Source organism: Novosphingobium sp. 11B (assembly GCF_054589055.1).
The window spans coordinates 1-3,521 of record NZ_BAAILP010000235.1 but is presented as its reverse complement, the minus strand read 5'-3'; the positions used below and the strand labels follow the sequence as shown (position 1 = coordinate 3,521).

Genomic DNA, 3,521 nt, shown 5'->3' with positions numbered 1-3,521 from the left:
CGAGCACAGCGAAGCAATCTAGGGCGGTTTACGCGGCCCTGGATTGCTTCGCTGTGCTCGCAATGACGAGGGGAGAGTAGGGGACGAGTGTGGTGTGATGGCTCAGCCCGCGCGCCGCGTTCCCGTCAGTTCCATCGCGCCGAACATCCCGGCTTTCACCGTGCCGGTCAGCGCATCGCCCTCGACCGTCGCGGAACAGTCGAGGTCCATCGGCATCGGCACGGTCATCTTCATCGACCACGTCAGGGTCTGCCCGGCAATGCGGCCGTTGGTCACGTCCATGCTGCCAAGGTCGCCGGTGATGTTCCCGGAGAAGCTGTCGCCTGCTCCGGGCTCGATGGTGAGGACGCCCTTCTGGCGGCCCAGCGGGGTATTAGTGACGCAGTCGTACGTGCCGGCAACGGTCATTCGGAAGCTCCTTCGCTCTCGTTCTCGCCCGCGACGCTGGGTGCGGGGCGGACCTCTACGGGCAAACCCAGGGCCTTGAGCTGCGGTTCCACGATCTTGCGATCGCCGACGATCACCCAGGTCAGGTCGGCGGGCTGCAGATACTGCGCCGCCGCGCCGCCGATCCGCTTCGCGTCGATACCGCGATAGGTCTGCGCGAGCTTCACATAGTAATCCTCGGGCCGTCCCAGCCGGTCGTTCTTGACGATGGCGGCGAGCACTTGCGCATTCGTCTCGAAGTCGTTGGGCAAGCTGCGGATCGCGCCGTCGGTGACGCGCTGGTACTCCTCGGCCGAAATCGGCTGCTTCGTCGGCAGGGCGCTCATGTCGGCGATGATGGCGCGGATCGAATCGCCCGTGCGGTCGGCCTGCACGGGCGCCATGACCTGCATCGTCACCGGCCCCGTCGCCTGGCTGATGCCCGAGCGTACGCCGTAGCTCCAGCCCTTTTCCTCGCGAATGTCGAGGTTCAGGCGCGAGAGGAAGCCGTTGCCGACGACGTCGTTCGCCAACATCAGCGATTCCTCGTTCGGCGTGCGGCCGGTCAGCGGCAGCACCCGCCCGGCGAGGATCACCGACTGCGGCGAGTTCGGCCGGTCGATCAGCACTACGCGCGATGCGGGTGCGGGCGTCGCGGTGTCGAGCGATTTCACCGGCTTGGGTGCGGCCGGGGCCTTCCAGCTGCCGAACGCCTTTTCCAGCAGTGGCTTGAGCTGCTCCATGGTCACGTCGCCGACCACGGTGATCCGCGCGAGGTCGGGGCGCAGCCACTTGGCGTGGGCGGCGCGCAGCGCCTCGGGCGTGAGGGCGGCGAGCGCGGTATCGCTGCCGAGGCCGTCGCCGGGCTGGGCATAAGGATGGGTGCCGAAGAGTTCGCCGCTCATCGTACGCGAGGCCAGCGCGCTCGGCGTCGATTGGGCCTGTGCCAGTTCGGCCTGCGCCTGTCCGCGCGCGCGGTCGAAGTCGGCCTGCGCGAAAGCCGGATGCAGCAGCACATCGGAGGCCAGCGCCAGCGAGGGCGCGAGATTGTCGCTCAGTGCGCTCAGCGTCAGGCTGCTGGTGTCGAGGCTGGCACCGGTGCCGATCGAGGCGCCGAGGCGCTCCTGTTCCTCGGCGATCTGGGTGGCGTTGCGGGTCTTGGTGCCTTCCTCGAGCATGCCGAGCATCAGCCCCTGCGTGCCCGGCGTGTCGAGCGCATCGGCCGCGTACCCGGCGTCGAAGTCGATCGACAGGACCAGCTTGGGCACCGTGGTCCGCCGCGCCAGCGTGACGGGGATGCCGTTCGAGAGCGTGGTGCGCTCGATCGCCGGGAAGGCGAGGGCGCTGACCGGCGCGACCGGCGGCGCAGTGCGCCTGGGCGCGGGGGCGAGCTTCGGGGCCTTGGCGGCCTTGCCTGCCGCTGCGGGCGGGTTGGCGGCTTCGTCACCCCAGCCGCCCATCTTCGCGCCGTCCTCGGTGCGTGCACCCGGCACCACCGCGATCTTATAGACCGGGCGGCCGAGCCACCTGGACATCGCGGTGCGCACGGCGTCGGGCGTCAGCGCGGCGATGGCCTGCAGGTCCGCCTTGTACTTGGCCGGATCGTTCGAATAGACTTGCCCTTCGGCGAGGGTCGCGCCCTTGCCGGAGAAGCCGCCGACCTGCTCCAGCCCGCCGATCTCGCTCGACAGGATGGAGGTGACGGCGCGGCGCACTTCGTCCTCGCTCGGCCCCTTGGCGACGAAATCGGCGATGACTTTGTCGAGCGCGGCTTCGGCCTTGGCGCGCTGGACGCCGGGCTTCACGTCCATCGAGGCGTCGAGGAAGCTGGCCTGCTCGAACGTCTGGGCAGAGGCGGTGACGGAGACGGCAAGCTGCTGCCCGCGCACCAGTTCGTTGTCCAGCCGTGAGCTGGCGAGGCCGCCGAGGATGTGCATGCCGATGCGCAGGGCGGGGGCGTCCGCATCGTTGAGCCCGGGGCCGCTCCAGTCGCGGCTGAGGCGCAGGGTCGGCACCTGATCGGTCAGGTCGCGCGAGATCGGCGCGGACAGGGTGACCGGCCCGGCCGCGACGGGGGCGACTTCAGGCCCCTTCGGGATCGCGCCGAACCACTTCTCGACCTTGGGCTTCGCGGTCGCCGCGTCGATGTCGCCCGAGAGGACGAGGACGACGTTGTTGGGGCCGTAATGGTCGGTGAACCACTTGCGCACGTCGGTCAGGCTGGCGGCGTCTAGGTCGGCCATCGAGCCGATCGTCGAGTGGTGATAGGGGTGGCCGACCGGGAACAGGCCCTCGGCCACCGCATATTCGGCGAGGCCGTAGGGCTGGTTGTCGCCCTGCCGCTTCTCGTTCTGGACGACGCCGCGCTGCTTGTTGAGCTTGTCCTGCGTGACGGCGGGGAGCAGCGCCCCCATGCGGTCGCTCTCCATGAACAGCGCAAGGTCGAGCGCGCCGGTCGGCACCGTCTCGATGTAGTTGGTGCGATCGTACCAGGTGGAGCCGTTGGTCGAGGTGGACCCGGCCGCTTCCAGCGGAATGTCGAAGTTGGGCACGTTGGATGAGCCGCCGAAGAACAGGTGCTCGTACAAGTGCGCGAAGCCGGTCTTGCCGCGCGGCTCGTTCTTGGAGCCGACCTTGTAGTAGAGCGTGACGCCCACGATCGGCGCCTTGCGGTCGGTATGGACGATGGTGGTCAGGCCGTTGGCGAGGACGAACTTTTCGTAGGGGATGTCGACCTTCGCGACCAGTTCCTGCGGCGATGCGGCGGCGGGCCGAGGCGGTGCGGCCTCCGGTGCAGGCGGCGTGCTGGCGACAGGCGTGCCGGAGGGGGCGGCAGCGCAGGCGGAGAGGAGAAGGGCGGCGGCGAGAGCGCTCAGGCTCGACGTGGATACGGATCGCATGAGCGGGAGGTTAGCAGCTTGTTTCGGCGTGGCCAGCGGCAAACTTTACGCGCACTTCCGGCTTTCGTGCATGCAGTGGGGGCTTCGACAAGCTCAGCCTGAGCGGGAATTGGAAAACTGCTTTGAAAACCTGTCCGAGCTAATTGAGCAGGAACAGGAGACCCGCTCTCAAATCCGCTCAGGCTGAGCCTGTCG

At 68.4% G+C, this 3,521-nt stretch carries 2 protein-coding genes; both read right to left on the bottom strand.

Annotated elements, in window-relative coordinates; all coding sequences use genetic code 11:
- Positions 1-102: 102 nt before the first annotated feature.
- A complete protein-coding gene (locus tag ACYPYD_RS20690; RefSeq protein ID WP_211150307.1) occupies positions 103-408 on the bottom strand; it encodes a hypothetical protein in 306 nt (101 codons plus the stop codon).
- A complete protein-coding gene (locus ACYPYD_RS20685; protein WP_459665230.1) occupies positions 405-3,326 on the bottom strand; it encodes a M16 family metallopeptidase in 2,922 nt (973 codons plus the stop codon). The genes ACYPYD_RS20690 and ACYPYD_RS20685 overlap by 4 nt, the downstream gene beginning before the upstream one ends.
- Positions 3,327-3,521 lie beyond the last annotated feature (195 nt).